The sequence below is a fragment of the Marinomonas sp. ATLA20 genome, from assembly GCF_057180105.1.
On record NZ_JBXUKU010000007.1, the window covers coordinates 1 to 20773 of the forward strand.

General features: G+C 42.3%; 19 protein-coding genes. 5 read left to right on the forward strand and 14 right to left on the reverse strand.

Going from position 1 to position 20773, the window contains the following annotated elements:
• Positions 1–90: 90 nt before the first annotated feature.
• The 4 genes from AC2A4J_RS12755 to AC2A4J_RS12770 form a co-directional block, all read right to left on the reverse strand.
• Entirely contained in the window at positions 91–873 is a 783-nt protein-coding gene (locus tag AC2A4J_RS12755; protein ID WP_484176291.1) for a hypothetical protein, read from the reverse strand.
• A gap of 76 nt (positions 874–949) precedes the next feature.
• Complete coding sequence (locus tag AC2A4J_RS12760) at positions 950–1651, reverse strand: hypothetical protein (RefSeq protein ID WP_484176292.1); 702 nt, start codon at positions 1649–1651, stop codon at positions 950–952.
• 135 nt (positions 1652–1786) lie between these two features.
• Complete coding sequence (locus AC2A4J_RS12765; RefSeq protein WP_484176293.1) at positions 1787–3361, reverse strand: inorganic phosphate transporter; 1575 nt, start codon at positions 3359–3361, stop codon at positions 1787–1789.
• A gap of 304 nt (positions 3362–3665) precedes the next feature.
• Complete coding sequence (locus tag AC2A4J_RS12770) at positions 3666–5048, reverse strand: L-serine ammonia-lyase (RefSeq protein ID WP_484176294.1); 1383 nt, start codon at positions 5046–5048, stop codon at positions 3666–3668.
• Positions 5049–5362: 314 nt separating this feature from the next.
• Here AC2A4J_RS12770 and AC2A4J_RS12775 point away from each other — a divergent pair, with 314 nt between their 5' ends.
• Positions 5363–5803 (forward strand): universal stress protein, encoded by a 441-nt coding sequence (locus tag AC2A4J_RS12775; RefSeq protein WP_255825806.1) that lies wholly within the window; start codon positions 5363–5365, stop codon positions 5801–5803.
• A gap of 13 nt (positions 5804–5816) precedes the next feature.
• Complete coding sequence (locus AC2A4J_RS12780; protein ID WP_484176295.1) at positions 5817–7367, forward strand: alanine/glycine:cation symporter family protein; 1551 nt, start codon at positions 5817–5819, stop codon at positions 7365–7367.
• Positions 7368–7477: 110 nt separating this feature from the next.
• On the opposite strand, the gene exaC is transcribed toward AC2A4J_RS12780, so the two are convergent.
• Positions 7478–8995 (reverse strand): acetaldehyde dehydrogenase ExaC, encoded by a 1518-nt coding sequence (exaC, locus tag AC2A4J_RS12785; RefSeq protein ID WP_484176296.1) that lies wholly within the window; start codon positions 8993–8995, stop codon positions 7478–7480.
• Between the two features lie 216 nt (positions 8996–9211).
• Between exaC and AC2A4J_RS12790 the strand changes: the two genes are divergently transcribed.
• Positions 9212–10135, forward strand: a complete 924-nt coding sequence (locus tag AC2A4J_RS12790) for an AraC family transcriptional regulator (protein ID WP_255825809.1) — start codon at positions 9212–9214, stop codon at positions 10133–10135.
• A gap of 12 nt (positions 10136–10147) precedes the next feature.
• Here the strand turns inward: AC2A4J_RS12790 and AC2A4J_RS12795 are convergent, their stop codons facing one another.
• Complete coding sequence (locus AC2A4J_RS12795) at positions 10148–11365, reverse strand: MFS transporter (protein WP_484176297.1); 1218 nt, start codon at positions 11363–11365, stop codon at positions 10148–10150.
• A gap of 367 nt (positions 11366–11732) precedes the next feature.
• Between AC2A4J_RS12795 and AC2A4J_RS12800 the strand changes: the two genes are divergently transcribed.
• Positions 11733–12944, forward strand: a complete 1212-nt coding sequence (locus AC2A4J_RS12800) for an MFS transporter (protein WP_255825811.1) — start codon at positions 11733–11735, stop codon at positions 12942–12944.
• Positions 12945–12975: 31 nt separating this feature from the next.
• Here the strand turns inward: AC2A4J_RS12800 and AC2A4J_RS12805 are convergent, their stop codons facing one another.
• From AC2A4J_RS12805 to folM, 4 genes are all read right to left on the reverse strand, one after another.
• Entirely contained in the window at positions 12976–14151 is a 1176-nt protein-coding gene (locus AC2A4J_RS12805; RefSeq protein WP_484176298.1) for an MFS transporter, read from the reverse strand.
• 58 nt (positions 14152–14209) lie between these two features.
• Entirely contained in the window at positions 14210–14482 is a 273-nt protein-coding gene (locus tag AC2A4J_RS12810) for a hypothetical protein (protein WP_255825813.1), read from the reverse strand.
• 157 nt (positions 14483–14639) lie between these two features.
• A complete protein-coding gene (folE, locus tag AC2A4J_RS12815; RefSeq protein ID WP_255825815.1) occupies positions 14640–15323 on the reverse strand; it encodes a GTP cyclohydrolase I FolE in 684 nt (227 codons plus the stop codon).
• Positions 15324–15395: 72 nt separating this feature from the next.
• Positions 15396–16118, reverse strand: a complete 723-nt coding sequence (gene folM, locus AC2A4J_RS12820) for a dihydromonapterin reductase (protein ID WP_255825816.1) — start codon at positions 16116–16118, stop codon at positions 15396–15398.
• Positions 16119–16368: 250 nt separating this feature from the next.
• On the opposite strand from folM, the gene AC2A4J_RS12825 reads away from it, so the two are divergent.
• Entirely contained in the window at positions 16369–17292 is a 924-nt protein-coding gene (locus AC2A4J_RS12825) for a dienelactone hydrolase family protein (protein ID WP_484176299.1), read from the forward strand.
• Positions 17293–17323: 31 nt separating this feature from the next.
• Here AC2A4J_RS12825 and AC2A4J_RS12830 read toward each other — a convergent pair whose 3' ends face one another.
• The 4 genes from AC2A4J_RS12830 to AC2A4J_RS12845 form a co-directional block, all read right to left on the reverse strand.
• Positions 17324–18424 carry an MJ1255/VC2487 family glycosyltransferase gene (locus AC2A4J_RS12830; RefSeq protein WP_484176300.1) on the reverse strand — a complete coding sequence of 367 codons (1101 nt, stop codon included), beginning with the start codon at positions 18422–18424 and terminating at the stop codon, positions 17324–17326.
• A complete protein-coding gene (locus tag AC2A4J_RS12835) occupies positions 18421–18936 on the reverse strand; it encodes a phosphatase PAP2 family protein (protein WP_484176301.1) in 516 nt (171 codons plus the stop codon). The genes AC2A4J_RS12830 and AC2A4J_RS12835 overlap by 4 nt, the downstream gene beginning before the upstream one ends.
• A gap of 162 nt (positions 18937–19098) precedes the next feature.
• A complete protein-coding gene (locus AC2A4J_RS12840; protein WP_484176302.1) occupies positions 19099–19668 on the reverse strand; it encodes a hypothetical protein in 570 nt (189 codons plus the stop codon).
• A 109-nt stretch (positions 19669–19777) separates the two neighbouring features.
• Complete coding sequence (locus tag AC2A4J_RS12845; protein ID WP_255825823.1) at positions 19778–20773, reverse strand: phospholipase A; 996 nt, start codon at positions 20771–20773, stop codon at positions 19778–19780.

Genomic DNA, 20773 nt, shown 5'->3' on the forward strand with positions numbered 1-20773 from the left:
AAGTTCTTTTTTGTTCATTTGCATCTACCTATCCTTAATTCTCAATAGAATATGTTGTGATAGGCAGTTACACAAAATTAGTTACAGTCTCTAAAAACGCTTTTTTTCTTTAAATGAAGAGTCTTCGATAAATTTATTCCATTCATCATCCATTTCTTCTTCATCACCATTAGACATATTTTGGGTTATTTCTTCTTCCGCTTTTTGTAAAGCAAGATCTTCTTCAATTTCCTGTATCAAGTCTTTTAGTTTGAGAATTGTTGGCTGAGCTTCAACAGAATCTTTAATGGGCGTTAACTGTCCCAGAGCCTCTTTATACATCTCTACTGCCGTATCCATCTGGCCACTCAAAAATGCTTTGCGAGCAAGGTAAGCATGATAGTCTGAATTAATTTTGTAATGATAGAAATTCAACAGTTTACTGTATCGGTAAACAACATCAGGGTCGATAGATTTTTCTTTCTGAGAAACAATCAAAAATGACTTAAAGGATTCAAACAGGCGCTTCACTTCGATTATAAGTATCTCGTCGTTCATCGGTTTTGCGCGTCTTTTTTGCTTATTTGTTTGAAACTCAGCCATTTCCTCGGCAAGATGCCCACGACGGCGGGTTAATGTCGGATCTGGTTGTAATAAAATAAGCTGATCGTAGATAGCAATCATACGAGAAAAAAGCCAAAGCCTCATATCTTTGGGTTGATATTGAGAAGGCATTTCATCAAGGTATCGACGTACTTGGCGCAATTGATTATTAAGGTTTGCCACCTTTCGTAATTTCTCCAATCGCGCCTGCTCTTTTAGCTGTAGGGAGGTTGCGAAGGCAATAAATCCACCAATAACAAGCAAAAGCACTGTAATAGTAACTGCTGTCATATGATACGTAATTTACCTTAGTAATATTTATAGACAAAACGCCTAGCGACTTTCAAAAGATATTACACAAACCAACTCACTTCAACGTGGGTTCTTGTTTACTATTCTTTGAAAATAAAACGCTTTCAACTTCCTGTATCATTTTTTGTAGACGTACTATTTCTCGTTTCGAGCTACTCACAGAACTATTTTTTTCAATCACAGATAATGCTATACGATACTTTTCAAGCGCTCTGTTTTTTTTATCGCAATCTAAGTCCTGTCTAGCCTGTCTCACTAAAAGGTCACGATAGGCCAAAGCATGCGCATAACGAATTGATAAGATATGATGCCTTATGGTAACGCGACTCAAACCATAATTTTCGCTCATATTCCTCATCTCTCTGAGCATAAATTTCAGTGCATTTTGAATTTGATCTAGTTGCTCTTGACTAGACACTCTATCTTTTACTTTAATTTGTTGTCCTAACCTTAACTCCGTTAGAATTTTAACTAAATCAGCTTGTTTTGAAACAAACTGTGACTTGCAATTAGCCCTTGTAAGCTGAGTAATAACAGATAGCAAATACTCTACAATGAAAATTTTAGTGTCTCGAGCTAAATAGCGATCAGAAATAATTTGCAAGGAATGGAATAAATGATCACTTCTACTCGATAAGCGAGAAAGTAGCTTTTCTCGTAACTCTCTTTGTTTTTTTTTCCATTTTAAAAATACAGGAAGAAAGCACAACAAAGTACATATGGTAACGCTAACTAAGATCAACACAACTGATTTCATTTCTAAATCGTTACCTAAACAATGACTTTAATTAAAAAGCAAAACAAGCAACTTACTTTTATATAACACAGAATATACGCTGGAAACAAAAAAAGACCAGTAAACCTGATCTTTTTTGTTTTATCTTTAAATATCTTATCGAGAAACTGAAAAGCCAAGGAGCATGTAAAAGATCACAGCTGAAAGCAAAGCAGATGCTGGTACTGTAATGACCCACGCGGCAGCAATACGCAATAACGCAGAGCGCTTCACTAACTCTTTCTTAGTTGCTTTCTTCAAGCTCTTACGCTCTGCAGATGAGATAGGAGATGCTGCCTGTGCCGCCTTCAATTCTTTCAATATCGCACGTTTTTCTTCTACATCTGCTAGCTTAAAACGCTTTACAAACTCTTGTGTTTGTTCACCGTCATGACCTGCAGATTCAGAGTGAGAAATAATAGAAGCCAGCTTTTTCTCATAAGATTGTTTCAAATATTCACGTAAGAAACCTACACCAAAGATACCGCCTACGGCAATATGAGTTGAGCTCACTGGCAACCCTAACTGAGAGGCAATAATAACGGTAATCGCCGCCGCCATCGCCACACAAAAAGCACGAGTTTTATCAAGCTCTGTTATCTCTGAGCCCACTGTTTTGATCAGCTTTGGACCAAATAGAGCAAGACCAACAGCAATACCAATCCCGCCTACCATCATGATCCAAATAGGAATAGATGCTTTACTAGAAACAGCACCCGTCATTAGTGCATCATTAATTGCAGCAAGAGGCCCAATCGCATTGGCAACATCGTTTGCACCATGAGCAAAACTTAGCAAGGCCGCAGACACTATAAGAGGCAGCGTAAATAAGCTATTCACTGCATCTTTGTCGTTCTTCAATGCGGATGCAGCTTTGTCAACCATAGGGCGAACAAGGAAATAAACAGTTAGCGCAATGGCAAAAGCGATCATCGCAGCCGTAATAAAGTCTAGTTTCCAAAGGCGCTTAAGCCCCTTTAGAATAAGGTAAGTAGAAAACGCCCAAACCATCAATCCAACCAATAAAGGCACAACCTTCTTCGCGGAGTCAATCATGTCGCTTTTATAAGTAATGGCACGCTTAATGTACATTAAGAATAACGCCGCAATCACGCCGCCCATTACAGGGGATATTACCCAGCTAGCAACAATCGCAATTAATTTATCCCAATTTGCGATATCCCAACCGCCAGCAGCAATACCTGCGCCCAGTACACCACCAACAATGGAGTGCGTCGTCGATACAGGAGCACCAAGGTAAGTCGCTAAGTTTAGCCAAATTGCGCCCGCTAACAAGGCCGCCATCATAACCCAAATGAAGGTTTCAGCATCGCCAATTGAGTTAGGATTGATGATGCCATTCTTGATCGTACCAACAACGTTACCACCAGCAATCAAAGCACCTGCAGCTTCAAAAATCGCCGCTATCAAAATCGCCCCAGTCATCGACAAGGCTTTTGAGCCAACAGCAGGCCCAACGTTATTAGCTACATCGTTAGCACCGATATTGACAGCCATGTAGGCACCAATTGCAGCAGCGATGGCTAAAATAGATAAATTAGAAACCCCAACGCCATTAGATGAAGCATAAAAACCAGATGCCAAAACAAAGGCTAAGGCAATCAATACACGAACAAATTCATGACCACTCAGTAAAGTGGATTCTTCTTTCGGGTTATTTGTAAGATCCATACGGGCTCTTCTTTCTATAATTAATCTATGCCAAACCGTTGACCGTTCAGACTAAACTGCAACCATCAACGACATGCTTATCCTAGCATCCAAAATAAATTTGGCTCTCAATTCATCCCGTCACATTTCTGTAAAATGTAAATTCGGCGTCATTCTACACTGGGAGTCTTTAGATAAAAACCCCTAAGTCTATTGATCATCACGACTCGAAAAAGGACAAAAAAAAGTGCCCGCTAAGGCACTTAATGATAAATATACTACAGAAATATGACTATTTTATTACAGGTGTAATATAGCGACATATCTAACACTCAATCACATTGACCGCTAAACCACCTCGCGAGGTTTCTTTGTATTTATCATTCATATCTCTGCCTGTGTCTCGCATAGTACGAATCACTTTATCAAGAGACACATAATGTGTTCCATCGCCTCGAAGCGCCATACTCGCAGAGTTAATGGCTTTCATGGATGCCATAGCATTTCGCTCAATACAAGGCACCTGCACTAAACCACCAATCGGGTCACAAGTAAGACCCAAATTATGCTCCATACCGATTTCGGCAGCATTTTCTATTTGCTCTGGTGTGCCACCTGTTGCAGCGGCCAATCCTGCTGCGGCCATGGCACATGCCGAGCCAACTTCACCTTGGCAACCCACTTCTGCTCCAGAAATAGAGGCATTCTCTTTAAACAAGAACCCAATAGCGGCCGCCGTTAGGAAAAAGGTAATTATCCCTTCTTCACTGGAACGAGGGCAAAACTCCCAGTAATAATGTAATACCGCAGGGATGATGCCAGCGGCTCCATTGGTTGGCGCTGTCACAACACGCCCTCCTCCCGCATTTTCTTCATTGACCGCTAAAGCATATAGATTGACCCAGTCCATAGCACCAAGAGACGGCGTGATCATGTCCATGCGCGTTTTACTGGTTAGGTCTCTGTGTAAACTAGCGGCTCTTCGTTTAACTTTTAAGCCACCGGGTAAAATACCTTCGTTCCGAATACCTTGCTGAACGCAGTTTCTCATGACAGACCAAATAGACAAAATCCCTTGCCTAACTTCTTCTTCAGTTCGCCAATGAGTCTCATTTTCCATCATAATCTGGGCAATACTTTTGCCTTGCTCTTGGCAAAGTCGAATCAAATCTTCTGCACTATGGAAAACATGAGGAAGTTCAGTCGCATCTTCAACCAAGGCCACATTGCCGTGCTCATCTTCCTGAACAATAAAGCCACCACCAACGGAATAAAAGGTCGATTGATGAATCACATCACCATCAGCGCCAAAAGCAACCAGTGTCATGCCATTAGCATGAAAGTCTAAACGATCGACACGGTGATAAATCAGATCTGTTGCAACGTCGATAGTAATAGGCTGTTTTGACAATAAATTCAGCAACGAGGAAGACGTTATTTGATCAACCCGTTCATTAACACGACTAGGATCAATAACATCCGGCAATTCCCCCTCAAGCCCCATTAGAACAGCCGTACCCGTTCCATGACCTTTTCCGGTGGCACCAAGCGAACCATACAAATCAATTTTTAAACGACCGACTTTTGATAGTAGCTCTCGATCTTGTAACTGGTGAGCGAATTGATTTGCCGCCACCATAGGACCAACTGTATGAGAACTTGAAGGACCAATCCCCACTTTAAAAAGGTCAAATAAACTGATTGCCATAGCCTTTACCCTCTGCCGTGAAGCGCTTTCTACACGACAATAAAAAAATACCAAACACGAAGTTATCAATGAGCGAAATTATCACTTATAAGACAAAGTTTCCAATTGGAAACAGACGTTTTTTTACTGGATAAAGCAGACATCAGGAAAAAGGCAATTTTTTGGCGCTTCAAGACAAATCAGTCAAACCTAGATGGTCAAATCAACATTCTGCTTTCAAGGCCTAAGCTGACAAAGTCGACCTGTATAAAAATTGCTTAACCCTGAAAACCGCCTACCATTAATAACTAACCAACCCAAAAGAGGACTTGTCTATGTCAGCAACAATCATTGTAGGTGTTGATGGAAGTGAAGCCGGTAATCGAGCCTTATCCTACGCAAAGCGGCTTGCGACACTTATAGGGAGTGAATGCGAACTACAACTAATATGTGTCGTTGAATGGTCTCCGTACACTTTCCAAACCCCAGAAGAAAACTCCCTTCGTAAAAAACAAAAGCAAATTGAAACCCAAAACGCCCAAGAACGTGTAATAGATCCAGCTATCAATGCCTTAAAAGAAGCTGGTATCAAAGCCTCTGGTGCAGTCAAATTTGGCAAAGCCGCCACCATACTCAACAACATCGCAGTCGAAAATAATGCCGAACAAATTGTGGTAGCCAGATCTACAGAACAAGGCTTAAGCGCAAGAGTATTCGGCAGTGTAACGGCCAACTTGGTTATGAGTGCGAATGTCCCAGTCACCGTCGTCAGCTAAGGGAAAGTATACTATGAAACAATTTACCTATTTATTTAGTGTGTTAAATGCCCTGATTCTATTCGGGTTAAGCTCTTCATTAAAGGCAGCAGAAAGCATTGACGCTGTTGTTAATGAAGCGTTTGGTAACGCTACAGGTTGGTTTGTAAATTTGATTTTTGCACCACTTCCAGGTACCAGCTTTCCTTGGATAGTTCTCTGGCTAGTAACAGGGGCAACTATTTTCACTCTGTACTTTGGTTTTGTTCAGTTCCGCAGTATTGGTCACTCTATCGCTTTGGTAAAAGGCGATTATTCCGATCCAAACGACGCGGGTGAAGTCAGCCATTTCCAAGCATTGGCAACCGCCCTTTCCGGCACTGTTGGACTTGGTAATATTGCTGGGGTTGCAGTGGCTGTCTCTATTGGTGGACCCGGTGCAACATTCTGGATGATTGTCGCAGGCCTTATGGGTATGGCGTCAAAGTTCACAGAATGTACCTTGGGGGTAAAATACCGTAACGAATACAAAGATGGAAGCGTGTCTGGCGGCCCGATGTATTACATATCCAAAGGCTTCAAAGAACGCAACATTCCCGGTGGCAAACTGCTTGCGGCAATTTTTGCTATTTTCTGTATTTTGGGCTCTTTAGGCGGCGGTAATATGTTCCAAGCGAACCAAGCCCATGCCCAGTTGACTCAAGTAGTTGGTGACTACCCTGGTTGGATTACCGGTATCATTTTTGCTGCACTGGTTTTTGTGGTTATTGTTGGTGGCATAAAATCGATCGCTCGTGTGACGGATAAAATCGTTCCTATCATGGGCATTTTATACGTTGGTGCCGCGATTGTGATCTTACTCGTCAACGCAGACAAAATTGGCTGGGCATTTGGGCAGATCTTCCAAGGCGCTTTTACCGGATTAGGCGTTGCCGGTGGTTTGGTCGGTGCCTTGATTCAGGGCTTCAAACGAGCCGCGTTTTCGAATGAAGCGGGCGTTGGTTCTGCAGCTATTGCTCACTCAGCAGTACAAACTAATGAACCAATCACAGAAGGCTTTGTTTCTTTATTAGAGCCTTTCATTGATACCGTTGTGATTTGCACAATGACCGCGCTTGTCATCATCATTACTGGGCAGTTAATGGTTAACCCTGATACAGGTATGTACATCCTGAACGAAAGCGGAACCATCATGACGGCAGATGGCTCGTCTGGTGTTGCGTTAACGTCTGCGGCCTTTGGCTCTGCCTTTAGTTGGTTCCCTACTATACTGGCGATTGCGGTGATTCTGTTTGCTTTCTCAACCATGATTAGTTGGTCTTACTACGGACTAAAAGCTTGGACCTATTTATTTGGTGAAGGAAAAAAAGCCGAATTAACATTTAAAATCATCTTCTGTGTCTTTGTCATTATTGGTGCTGCCGCAAGTTTAGGACCGGTTATCGACTTCTCTGATGCCGCAATTTTCGCCATGGCCGTTGCCAATATCATTGGCTTATATTGCTTAATGCCAATTGTTAAGAAAGAGCTAAACTCTTATATGTCTCGCCTTAAATCAGGTGAAATCAAAAAGCACAAACATTAATTTAATCTAAAATTCAGAAGTAAAAAAAGAGCCAAAAGACTGCTGTCTTTTGGCTCTTCTTTTTTTCTAAGGGTTACATTCATAACCCACAATCTAATCGTTGGTCTTGATCAGAAGAAACCTAATGGGTTTACATCATAGCTAACCAACATGTTTTTCGTTTGTTGATAATGCTCTAAAGCAATCTTATGAGTTTCACGACCAACACCCGATTTTTTATACCCCCCAAAAGCGGAATGAGCCGGATATTGGTGATAACAGTTCATCCAAACACGACCCGCTTCAAGGTTACGCCCCATACGATAAGCAAGGTTAGTATCTCTTGTCCAAACCCCTGCACCTAAACCAAACTCACTGTCGTTGGCAATAGCAAGCGCTTCCGCTTCGTCTTTAAAGGTTGTCACACTGACCACTGGCCCAAAAATCTCCTCTTGGAAGATACGCATGTCGTTAGAGCCTTTGAATAAAGTTGGCTGTACATAAAAGCCTTTATCTAAACCATCTACCGCTTCAATGTCACCACCAATCAGCAATTGCGCACCTTCAGCTTTACCAATGTCGATATAGCTCATTATTTTATCAAACTGCTGTTTGGATGCCTGAGCGCCCACTTGCACATCGGTATCCAATGGATTACCACGTTTAATGGTTTTGGTACGTTCTATGACTAACGCCATAAACTCGTCATAAATCGATTCATGAACCAGAGCTCGAGAAGGACAAGTACACACTTCCCCTTGGTTAAAGAAAGCCAACACCAAACCTTCAACACATTTACTAATAAAAGACTCTTCGTGTTGCATTACATCAGCAAAGTAGATGTTTGGCGATTTACCGCCCAACTCAACCGTAGACGGAATGATATTTTCAGCCGCACATTTCAGAATATGAGAGCCAACTGGCGTCGATCCGGTAAAGGCAATTTTGGCAATACGCTTGCTAGTCGCTAATGCTTCGCCCGCTTCTTTACCGTAACCATTAACGATATTAAGTACGCCTGGTGGCAATAGATCTTGAATGACTTTGATCAATTCAAGAATAGACGCTGGCGTTTGTTCTGCTGGCTTTAGAACCACACAGTTACCCGCCGCAAGTGCTGGAGCCAGTTTCCATGCCGCCATCAAGATTGGAAAGTTCCAAGGAATAATTTGACCAACAACGCCTAATGGCTCATGAAAGTGATACGCCACAGTGTGTTCGTCTAGTTCAGCCGTACTACCTTCTTGCGCACGTAAACAACCAGCGAAATATCGAAAGTGATCAGCGGCCAAAGGGATATCAGCGTTCAAAGTTTCACGAACCGCTTTACCATTATCCCATGTTTCGGCAACCGCCAGCGCTTCTAGATTTTGCTCAATACGATCGGCAATTTTCAATAATATATTAGAGCGATTGGTGACGGACGTTTTGCCCCAAGCCGCTCGAGCAGCATGGGCCGCATCTAGAGCTAGATTAATATCTTCTTCAGTAGAGCGAGGAATTCGACAAAATACTTCACCATTAACAGGACTGATATTATCGAAATATTGGCCTTTCACCGGAGCAACCCATTCACCGCCAATAAAATTACCGTACTGGGCTTCAAATGTAATAAGGCTACCGTTAGTACCAGGTTGTGCGTAGATCATATAGTATCTCCATTGTTTTTGTTTTTAACCTTGTGACTAAGAGTAGGAAGAAAGAAAGAAGAAAACTTGCCTGTGAGTCCATGAAACTTGTCTAGCGATCCATTTCTGCGCTGCTTTTGTATTGACCCTTGAGCAAGCAAGAGAGATGATGAGTAAAAGAGAATTCACCACGCCACACTATTAAAATAACAATATGAAGATAAAAGAGGTGTGTTAATGAGTCGTTCTATCTCGACAGAAAAAACATTACAGCAACATAAACGCGCCCCCATTCAGCTGGTCGAAAACCGTGTGTGTTTTGCTGGGCCGCACTCTGAATTGAGTATCTACGATACTTATGAGCAAGCCCAAAAAGTCAGCTTAAAAGCCGAGTCCTTGCTTTATTGTGGAATGGTGACAGGCGCAAAGGTCATGCACACAAAAGACCATGACAATATACCTTTTCTACCCCATGAATCTTTCATTTTGGCACCTAAGGAGGAAGTCTTTATCGACTTCCCCGAAGCCGAGTTTCATAACCCAACCACTTGTCTCACCATCGCTATTTCGCAAGAACGAGTCGCGCAAATTTGCGATCGCATGAATGACATTATGGTAGAGTCTCTGCCGACTAACGTGACATTGGATCCCAACCAACACCTACATACTTTGCACACCCAAGCAACTCAACAAGTCATCGATCGTCTTACCAGTGATTTTTTGCGCAATGATCCAGACCGAGATTTGCTCGTCGACTTTGGGGTCAGCGAGCTGGTCACTCGCATACTCAGACATCACGGCCGAGACGCACTATTGCGCTTCACCCAACGCGCACCTGATGCAAATGGCTTGACCTGTGTTATCCAATGGATAGAACAAAACCTAGCCCAACCATTAGATATCAATCAGCTGGCTAAAATGGCTTGCATGAGCCGAAGCCGCTTCTACGAAAATTTTAAACGCCAACTAGGCTGCACACCTTTAGAATACCAACACCAAAGAAGGATGAGCCGCGCCTACCAGCGCTTACAAGAGAAATCTTCAGTAACAGAAGTGAGTTATGAACTAGGTTACTTAAGTTTGAGTCACTTTAGTCGACGCTTCCATCAACACTTTGGGATATCACCACGCCAAGTGACTCAAACTCAACTCAATTCATAACAGAATATAAAACTAAAAAGCGTGTCCTAATTTTGCTTTGCAGTACATGAAAACAACCAACATAAAGAACAGAGCAAACGTTAAGCCAAAAAATGGTACCAATTGACCAAGCTGATACAAAGAAGCCAATGTGACGGGCCCCAAGGCAGCACCAAGCCCTTGCATTGATGCATTCATACTGGCTAATCGGCTCTGTTGATCGTCCTTTACCAACAAGGTTTGCGCGGTCACTATACCTGGAAATAAGAAACCAAAACCGGCACCAAATAACCCCATGGCAACCAGCACGCCAAAATAAGAATCCAAAAAGATAAACGCTAGCTGAGCCACTATTCCAACCCCCACACCAGAGAAAATCAAAGTGACTACGCCAAGCTGGAAGCGCGGTACCAATATCATCTGCACCAAAATACTAAAACAAGACATGGTCATCATAGCAAACCCTAACTGATGGGTTGTTTGAGCAACATCAAGCTGAAACCTATCTTGAATCAAAAAGCTCATAATTTGCTGCACGCCTGTCATAGATAAAATCGACAAAGAGGACATAAACAAGAACGGCATGACTGGCTGGGTGAACCAATTAATTTTGGGAGGTTTCACAAATTGACGAACATGCTTGGTATCTTTGACAAAAAACACCACCAGCAATGCTGACGAACCAGCTAAAAAAGAAATAATATAAAAAGGCGCTGTTAGACCAAGACCGCTCAACAAAGACGCAAACGCAGGACCTAAAATCATCCCAATACTAAAAGAAGCGCCAATCATCGCAATAGTCGAACTGCGATGCTTAATATCTGTGTGCGAAATTAAATAGGTTTGAATAGAAGGTAAAATCCCAGCGATTCCTAGCGAAAAAATAATTCGCAAAACAAACACACTAAAATATGTCTGCTCCGCGGTTAAATGTTTTGCCAATGCTTCCTGAAGCACAAAACCTGTAGTGCCAATGGTAACAGCGTAGCAACTCATGCCGATAATTACCGAACGCACTCGGCCAATTCTGTTGATAATGCTTCCCCACAGAAAAGCCGCAACCACAAAAGTGGCGGCACCAACGGTGATCAGTGTACTAATCCGGACATCAGCAAGACCAATTTCACGACCTATTGGTGGTAAAGACGTAAAGATAAAAGATTGCCCAATCCCTACCGCTATTAAACAAAATAACAACAGCCAGCGAGACAAGCGCTCATGAAGGGAAGAATAAGTTTCGGAGTTAATCAATGCATGTCCTTAAAAAATAAACCAGCAGTTCAGTCTGCCAATACAGCAGACCCACTTAAACAAACTTACCAAGGCAAACTTGCGTTTAAAAAGGGGTTATTTATCATCCTGATAAAGTGAGCAATAAATTATCATATTTTGGTGTTTTTTTCTGGGTATTATGGTCAAAAACTCTAATCAAAAATAATAAGTATCAATAAAACAACGATATAAATACGGCTTTATCTTTGCACCTAGAATAAAAAAACACGTAAAATCTGACTTAACGATCAGTGCGCCTTCCCTACTAATAGCGACGGCTAAACACAAAAAGTCGATCAGCTATAAAACCACTCATTATTGTTTCAGCAAATAAAGAAAGGAAATCATGCAGCCTCTTTTTAAGCACCCTAATTTTGTCCATTTTTGGATCGGTCAAATAGCGTCTTCCTTTGCTTTCCAGATGCTCAGTGTGGGGATTGGCTGGCAAATGTACGACCTGACCAATAGCCCAATGGCACTAGGGCTAGTGGGGCTTTGCCAGTTTCTCCCGCAACTACTATTAACCTTGGTCGTAGGGCACGTCGCAGATCGCTATAACCGTCGACTTATTTGTGTTTGTACGCGTTTCACTATGGCAATGACAGTTGGAATTCTAGCGTACGGAAATATGACTGAAAGCATCTCAGCCAATATGATTTACCTTTGCGCTGCTCTACTAGGCACAGCAAGGGCCTTTGAAATGCCAGCGAACCAAGCCATTCTTCCAAATCTTGTTCCCAATGAATTACTATCTCGCGCCATTAGTGCTATCGCTTCTGCACGAGAGATATCGGTCATTGCAGGGCCAGCGCTTGGGGGCTTAATTTATCTTTTAGGACCAACTACGCTTTACCTTTCTAGCATGAGTTGCTTTTTAGTCTCTTGCGTCATCATGTTTTTCTTACATTACAACTTCACCGTAAAAAGTAAGTCGCCAATCAGCATGGAACATCTATTCGGTGGTTTAAGCTTTATCCGCGGTAACAAGGTCATTCTTGGTTCCGTGTCTCTGGACATGTTTGCGGTTCTCCTCGGTGGCGCGACGGCTCTTTTACCCATTGTTGCCAAGGATATACTTCATACGGGGCCATGGGGCTTGGGGTTATTGCGCTGCGCTCCAGCACTTGGCGCATTACTCATGTCAGTGTACTTAGCACGTCATCCGTTAACCCACAGCGTCGGGAAAATCATGTTTGCTGCCGTGGCTATTTTTGGTGTCGCAACGATTTTATTTGGTTTATCCGAGAACCTGATTTTATCAATGATCGCTCTCATCTTGCTTGGATCATCCGACATGATAAGTGTGGTCATCCGCTCGACATTGGTTCAATTAGAAACGCCCGATGAAATGCGTGGCCGAGTCAGTGCTGCCAATTCGGTTTTCATTGGCAGTTCTAATCAATTAGGGGAATTTGAATCTGGGGTCACCGCAGCTTGGTTCGGTGTGGTTCCCGCCATTGTTATTGGCGGAGTGGGAACCATTGCTGTCGTCGGTATTTGGATGTATCTGTTCCCAAATTTATTAAAACGTAACACGCTAGATCAAGAAAACGATTAGATTTAGTTGTCTACCAAAGCCTGATCTGAGATCAGGCTGCACGCCTTAAAATCACCTGAAACAAACCAAACAGTAACAATGCATAAAACAGAAAGCTGACGGTTAACAAGGTCAGTCCAAAATGTCCGCCAATCACACCACTTAAGAATGGCAAGGTCATAGCACCAAATACTGCGGCACTCATTTGAAAGCCAATCGCATGGACAGAATACCTTTTACCAACTCGCGCTGCCGTTTGCGAAATCATGCAAGGAAAAATCGGTGCAGCGCAGAACCCCATCAATGCCAAGCCAAAATAGCTCGTATATGGCGTCCCACTCATCGTAAAAGAGAGTGCGCCTAAAGCAACACCAACCAAACAAAGACGCAATAATTGATCGACAGAAAAACGCTCCACTAAGAAACCAAAAATAGCACGACCAAACGCCAAAGCTCCCCAGTAAACGGCAACCCAAGTCCCTGCACTGGCTAACGAGATATTTCGAGACTCGGTCATCACTGTGAACGCCCACTGACCAACACCAACTTCAACACCAGCGTATAAAAAGAAAAACACAATTTGAAAGCGAATAACAGGATGCTTCAATGCCTGAAGCTGCGTAATTGCTGGCGTACCATCGACTTTAGTATCGGCTTTTTTAGGGCTATGTTTCTCACTTTCCCAAAGGTGCCGACTAAATACAAACACCACAGCCATGACAAATAATATTGTCGCGAGAACGGCATAACCCAGACGCCAGTTCTGGGAAAAGCTAACCAAAACACTTGTGACAATAATCGGACCTGCGGTTGCACCAACACCGAACGCAGCATGCAACCAATTCATATGACGAGTTGAAAAATGCTCTGCTGCATAGGCGTTAAGCCCAGCATCAATAGCGCCTGACCCCATACCAATGACGATAGAGAACAAGACAAAAATAATAAAAGAAGGACTAAAATAGAATCCGAATAGACCAAAACTTACCAGCAAGCTGCTGACAACCAATAACCAACCCACACCAAAGCGGGTCATTAAATAGCCGACTGAAAAGCTCGACATTAAATAGCCCACGCCACCAGCTGCAATGACCAAACCTAGCCAGCCAGTAGGAACACCAAATTCCGTACGAACAAATGGCCAATTGATACCATGGGCGGCGTCTGGTAAGCCCAAACTAATGAAGCCTAAATAAGCAATAAACAACAAAACGCCTGATGTGCGCACTCTAAATATCCTTATTGAAATTTGCTTATTTGAACGTATCTATTTTATAAATAACGGCCTAACGCCATTTACGTTTTTCTTTTTCTATCGTCTTCCATTTCCAATTTGGCGCTTCCCCTTTCCAGTAATAGCAAGCAATCAAAATAAGCGTGCTAACAACAACGGACACAGCCCATTTAAGCAGCTCAGTTTTTGGATCATTAACAATACTAATAACAACGACCGCCAGCAGATATAACGCTAAAACCGCCCATCCTTGCCATGTATTTGGCTTCCCCCAACCCAAGCCATTCTTTTTCGCTGGAAACCAAACCGTTTTTTTATCCGTCATATCAAATGCCTCAAAGCCTAATAGCGCATATACAGGAACACTTTGCCTTAATTTGCCCCATAAAAAAAGAGCCTATATGAATAGACTCTTTTTATTAAAATTACTACTTAGCGAGGAGAGTTAGCTCTATTTTGCCGACTCTTATCTTGCAAGGCTCTTATCTTGCAAGGAACTCACCACGCGTTTTGTCGCTGCGTTTAAACAATCCACCCAAAGCTGTGGTTTGAGTTGAAGAACTTGCGTCCATAACACCTCGGGCTTTAACGCAATAATGCACAGCACTGATGCTCACCGCAACGTTGTCTGTTTCTAACAAGGCTTGCAAGGTCACTAAAATTTGCTGAGTCAGACGCTCTTGCACCTGTGGACGCTGGGCAAAAAAGCGCACAATACGATTAATTTTAGATAAACCAATGATCTTAGTTTTAGGCAAATAAGCAACTTTGGCTAAACCATCAATCGTCACGAAGTGATGTTCACAAGTGCTGGTAAAGCTGATATCGCTCACTTTTACCATTTCATCCACTTGCATCTTATTTTCAATAACGGTGATCTTTGGAAACTGCGCGTAATCTAAACCAGAAAAAATTTCTTTCACGTACATTTTGGCAATACGGTGTGGCGTTTCAGCCAGACTGTCATCAGTCAAATCCAGACCAAGCGTTGACACTACATCTTCGAATGCACTTTTGATACGCTGGTATTTTTCTTCGTTCGTTAAACCGTTATCAATCATCGGGGTTTCTAGACCGCTGTTGATAAGAGCATCGCGTACTTTTATCGCCTCATCAGACAACGCAAGGCGGTTTAAATTTGTTTGTTCAGCTGTGTTAGCTTTCATATGTTTGTCCTAAGTTGCTTAACCCTGTCTCGTGACATGAAGGCGTTCAAAAAAGAAGTCCTATTTGGCGAACTACGCCAAATGTCGGCCTCCATCAAGTGACAAGGTTCGACCTGTCATGTAGCGACTGTCTAATATGTACTGTATCGCTCGCACACCTTCTTGCTCCCCTGGCTCCTTGCGCAGCAAGGATTTATTCAATGCTTTGTTCCTATATTCGACGTCATCACTACTGTTAAACATTAAAAGTGATGGAGCGATCGAATTAACTTTAATTCGAGGTGCAAATCGTTTAGCAAACGAGCAAGTTAAATTCGCCAAGCCTGCTTTACTGGCTGAGTAAGCAATGTGTTTATCACTGCCTTTTTCAACCACATAATCCGTCATGTGAATAATATCTGCTTGCCCATCTTGCTCAGAACCTGCACATAATAATGCTTCGAAAGCCAGATTTATACGGTAAGGAGCAAATACGTGAACTTGCCACATTTTTTCCATCAATAACGCTGTATCCAAACAACCGTCTTCAGACTCCCATTCGGATGCATTATGAATAATGCCGCCAAGCGCAGAATACTGATCCGTTATAACTTTAATAAATTTATCCACTCCAGAACTAGTAGAAAAGTCCGCTTGTATGCAAGAAATCCCCTGCTCTTCTAAGATGGCAATATCTTCTCGTTCTCTGCGATAGGTGATAACCACCTTGTATCCTTGAGCAACTAACGCTTTAGCGCAAGCAAGACCTAGACGTTGCCCTCCGCCGGTAATAATAATTGGCATTTTACGCGTCATTAGTGTCCTTTCCTACTGAGTTATTGTCATTAACCACATGAAAAAATACTATCGATTCAGTATTGATAGTTTGTTTATAACAACACTGGATTTTTCTGCTAGCTTAAATACGTACTGTTTAAAAAAAAAGATCAATTAATATCATCTAAGATCTTTTTTCCCACGTATCCATTGAACCACTTTCCATTAATAAGTTCTAAGGAAGATGCGTTGCTGAATTTCACTCTATAAATTTAAAGAAGGAATTGCGATGACTTTACCAACAGAAAGACCCATTAATAAAGTGTTAACAAGCGAAAAGATCCCTCAAGAAGCATTCGACTGGTACGATGAATACGCCCATGGCGATATAGATCGCCGTACTTTCTTGTCTCGTCTCGGCACACTTAGCGTGACGGGACTGACCCTTTCTGTCGTCGCAGGTGCACTAACGCCAAATTACGCATTGGCTGAACAAGTGTCATTTAATGATCCAGATATTACGGCGAGTTACGTTGAATACGAATCGCCGAACGGACATGGTAAAGCTCGTGGCTATTTAGTCATTCCCAAAAATGTTAATGCCGATAACAAAGCGGCAGCCGTTCTAGTTGCGCACGAAAACCGTGGCCTCAACCCATACATAGAGGATGTTGCAAGACGGCTAGCAAAAGCCGGATTCATCGCTTTTGCTCCTGATGCTCTCTTCCCTTTAGGTGGTTATCCAGGTAATGACGATGAAGGTCGTGCAATGCAAAAAACCTTGGACGGAAATAAAATCGAAGGGGACTTTATGGATGCCGCAACGCTGCTGAAAAACCATGAATTGAGTACTGGAAAAGTAGGCATGGTCGGATTTTGTTATGGAGGGTATTTGACAAATGCCTTAGCAGCAGCAATGCCAGACACTATTCATGCAGGTGCACCTTATTACGGTACACCTGCAAAATCCAACATAGATAAAATTACAGCACCACTACAGCTGCATTTTGCAGAGTTGGATAAACGAGTGAATGACTCTTGGCCAGCTTATGAGAAAGCATTAAAAGCGAACAATGTGGAATACACAGCGTATGTATATCCTAACGCGAATCATGGTTTCCATAATGATTCGACCGCCCGTTATCAAGAGAAAAACGCAGAGCTTGCCTGGGAGCGCACTATTAGTTTCTTTAAAAAGACATTGAGTGCTTAACGGTAAATAAAAAGTGTTACGGCCTATTTTCTTAAGCCGTAACACTTTTTATCCTCTTAGTATTATCGATTGCGGATTGCTTACTATAGTTGAAATTAATACCGCGCAAATTAGGAGTCTGCTGCCACAAAGACTCGCACAAATCCGATACACTAATTTCGTCACCAGATTGCAACCACGCAACAACAGCTCGAGCAACGTTGGGATAAGAAATCTGAATGACTCTACTTGTTTCTAGCCACTCTTGAATGATTTGCGAGTTCAATACATCGCTCGTTTTCGCTATTTCTAAAAACTCTAACGCGATGGCATTAGAGTGTTGCTCGATTTGACCTTTCAAAGGTTTAGCGAGAATGCGACGACCAAGCTGCAAGGCCTCTGAATTTAATTCAAATCCAGCATTACACAGCACAGACTCACACTCACCTAAGTTCTTTTGAAAGACTTCTCGACTAAAAGGAAACACCTCTACATTACCATAAAGTCCAGGCTCAATATCCTTGCAATGAAGGCGGAAACGATAATTCTGCACCCCCTCTAACCAATCTAACACCGCCTCACTGTTCTCAAAAGGCAGATAGACCAAAACCTGCTCTGGGTCCGCCATGTTCTTTATTTGTTGCGTATGAATCAGTGGCGGCAAAATAGGATGACCAAAGTGGTGCCAGTGTGCGCCTAACTGAGTTGCTGCAGGCGCAAAATTTGACATAATCCATTGGGCTATAAAATTCTTTTTATAACGCGGGATATCGTACTTAAAGGCATACTGATGGCCAAACCCGACGCAAGGAACACCTTGACGTTTAGCCGCCCAAGCAACAATGGGCTCAAAATCCGTGATCACCAAATCATAACCGTGAGTATCAATCGTACGAATATCTCGGTATAGCTTCAAAAAATTAGCGTTCTTGCAGGTCGCGTACAGATCCAACTGACCATTTCGAGCAACAAAGCTCAAGCCTTGAAACGTTCGATAATCACCGAATACGGCCATATCGAAATAATCTTCTGGCGGACGACCTGAAAAAACAAAATCAACATCTATGCCTGCAGCATACATCTCAACCGCCATGGCTCGAGCGCGAGTAATATGACCATTCCCTGTTCCTTGAACACCATACAATATATTCATACTAAAATCCCTATCGCTAATGCAGCACAGGCCGTACCTAACAAGGCGCCAATTACGGTATCTGTCGGAAAATGAACACCAAGAAAAATACGTGACAATCCTACGTTTACCGCCCAGAAATAGAAGATTAAATTCATACTTGGAAACCACTCAGATAAACAAAAGGCCATAAAAAATGCCCCGGATGTATGACCTGATGGAAAAGAAAATTGATCGGCGGGAATAATAAAGCTGTTGAAATTATCGAGCGCATCTGCTGGGCGATGACGCTTGAAACCGCGTTTTAGCAAGAGGTATAAAGCTCTCTCAATTAAAAAACCAAATACCAATATAAGCGTCAGCATCTGCTCTCCAGCGAACCAAAGCAGCAGCGCCAGTATGGCATAAAACGGCCCATCCGCTGAAAATGAAACAGCACGACCAATACGAGTTAATGTGGCGCGATGCTTTCTCGCCATACACCAAGAAAAAGTCTGTACATCTACGGCGTGGATATTCTGAAATATATTCATACTTATCACCTCACTGGTTTTATCATACTTTCAACATAAACCAGTAAAATGTCCGTTCTGTGGCATTAGTATGACAACTTAGTGACATGCCTAAACCATAAAGTCGAGACAAAAAATACCTCGACACAGCGAGGTATTTTTTGCGATCTTAGATTGCCATGATTAATTCATGTGATTCATTTTATGAAATTTCTCGATCATTGCTTCTGGCTTCACTTTTTTGTTACTACCGTTCAATGCGTAAACGACGGTTTCACCCTTTGGGCCAGAACCGATATCGGTATAGCGAAGAGGCACTTCACCAACAGCGCGGGCATCATTCATTTCTTGCAAAGAACCAAACACATAAATACGACCTTCGATACGCATTTCACCGTAGAAAGAGTCTGCCGCTTTTAGCTCGCCGTCATACATGTCAACAGCCGCAATACCCGACATTTTTTTCTTATCCGCATTAGTTAGACCGAAAACAATGGTTTCACCTTTTGGGCCATCACCAATGCGCACTTTACGATAAGATGTTTCACCTACCTGCAAAAAGTCTTCATACACACCACGATCGTCAAAAACATAAATACGACCTTCGTGATGCACTTCGTACAAATCATCATTGTTCAAAGACATTGTTTCAGCGGTAGGCATAGTGTCTTGCTTTTTTACCGTTTCACCGCAAGCAGTCAACAGAGACAATGCAATTAGGCCGGTTGCAACAGGTAAGAATTTCAACTTCATGGTTTAGCTCCTAGGTTAGATTTATAACCACCTTAAAAGCTAAAAATGACACAATCATTACAAAAAGATGACGAAAAGCTTTCAGTGACGATGATATACGCAGCCAATGTTACAACCAATTGGTCAGCATAATACCGATGCCAAGCGACTGAGTCTGATGGTTATAATCTAATAAAGATTGCCCATATCCATTAAAATATTGAATGTAACCGCGTGTTTTCCCCCACAAAGGAAACGTAAAACCTACCTGTACCGCTCCCCTATTATCGGATGATTTAAGATTATTTCTCAGCATTACGTCAATAGTATAATCATCGATAACATGTATGACATTGAGCTCGCCGTAGCCATAATAATTTTCAATGTTGGGATTATCGTCCACCCTTGAGCTTTCAGGAATCCGATACCAAGGTTTAAAGGAAAAAGCGGTATCCTCATATTCAAACAAGAAGTCCACATAAAACCGATTCCAAGAACGAGATAACTCATTTGACTGACCATTAGACTGATGAACAAAACCATAGGAGACATAGTTTGGCTTAATACCTAAAAAACCGTGTTTCGGCTTGGTAACAATAAAGGCTTCAGGTTCATGATTAGTATCGCGAAAAGGTGCTGAAATGCTACTGTTATAGGCCTGCCAGTAAGCTTGCTGAGTGTAGGCAAACCACAAGCTACTATTTTTACCAACAACATCATATGCCACAGGAAATTTAAGGCTAAATTGAAACTTAAACTCGACACTTTGTAGACTTTCCGAATCGCTAGCATCGCCTAAAAAAGCGCGATCGTTAGGGTTCGAGGTGTAAGCTATGGGTAGAAAATAATTGGGTTTATGGGGCGTTAAAACAAACGGATTATTCACCGTCGCCTGTTCTCTATTCTCTCTTTGCTGCAGTAATCCATTATCTTCTTTAGCTCGCTTACTAATAGATTCAGGGACTTCAGGCTCTTCAGGAGAATAAGGGCTATCTACCTGTTCTTCAGTCGTCGTATCGGACGTGCTAAAAAAGCCGCTGTCTGATTTATTATCAAGAGAACTTGCTCCCACTTCAGCCCAAAGCAAACTCGGAAGAAGCATCATTGAGCATACAATGGCTTTCAT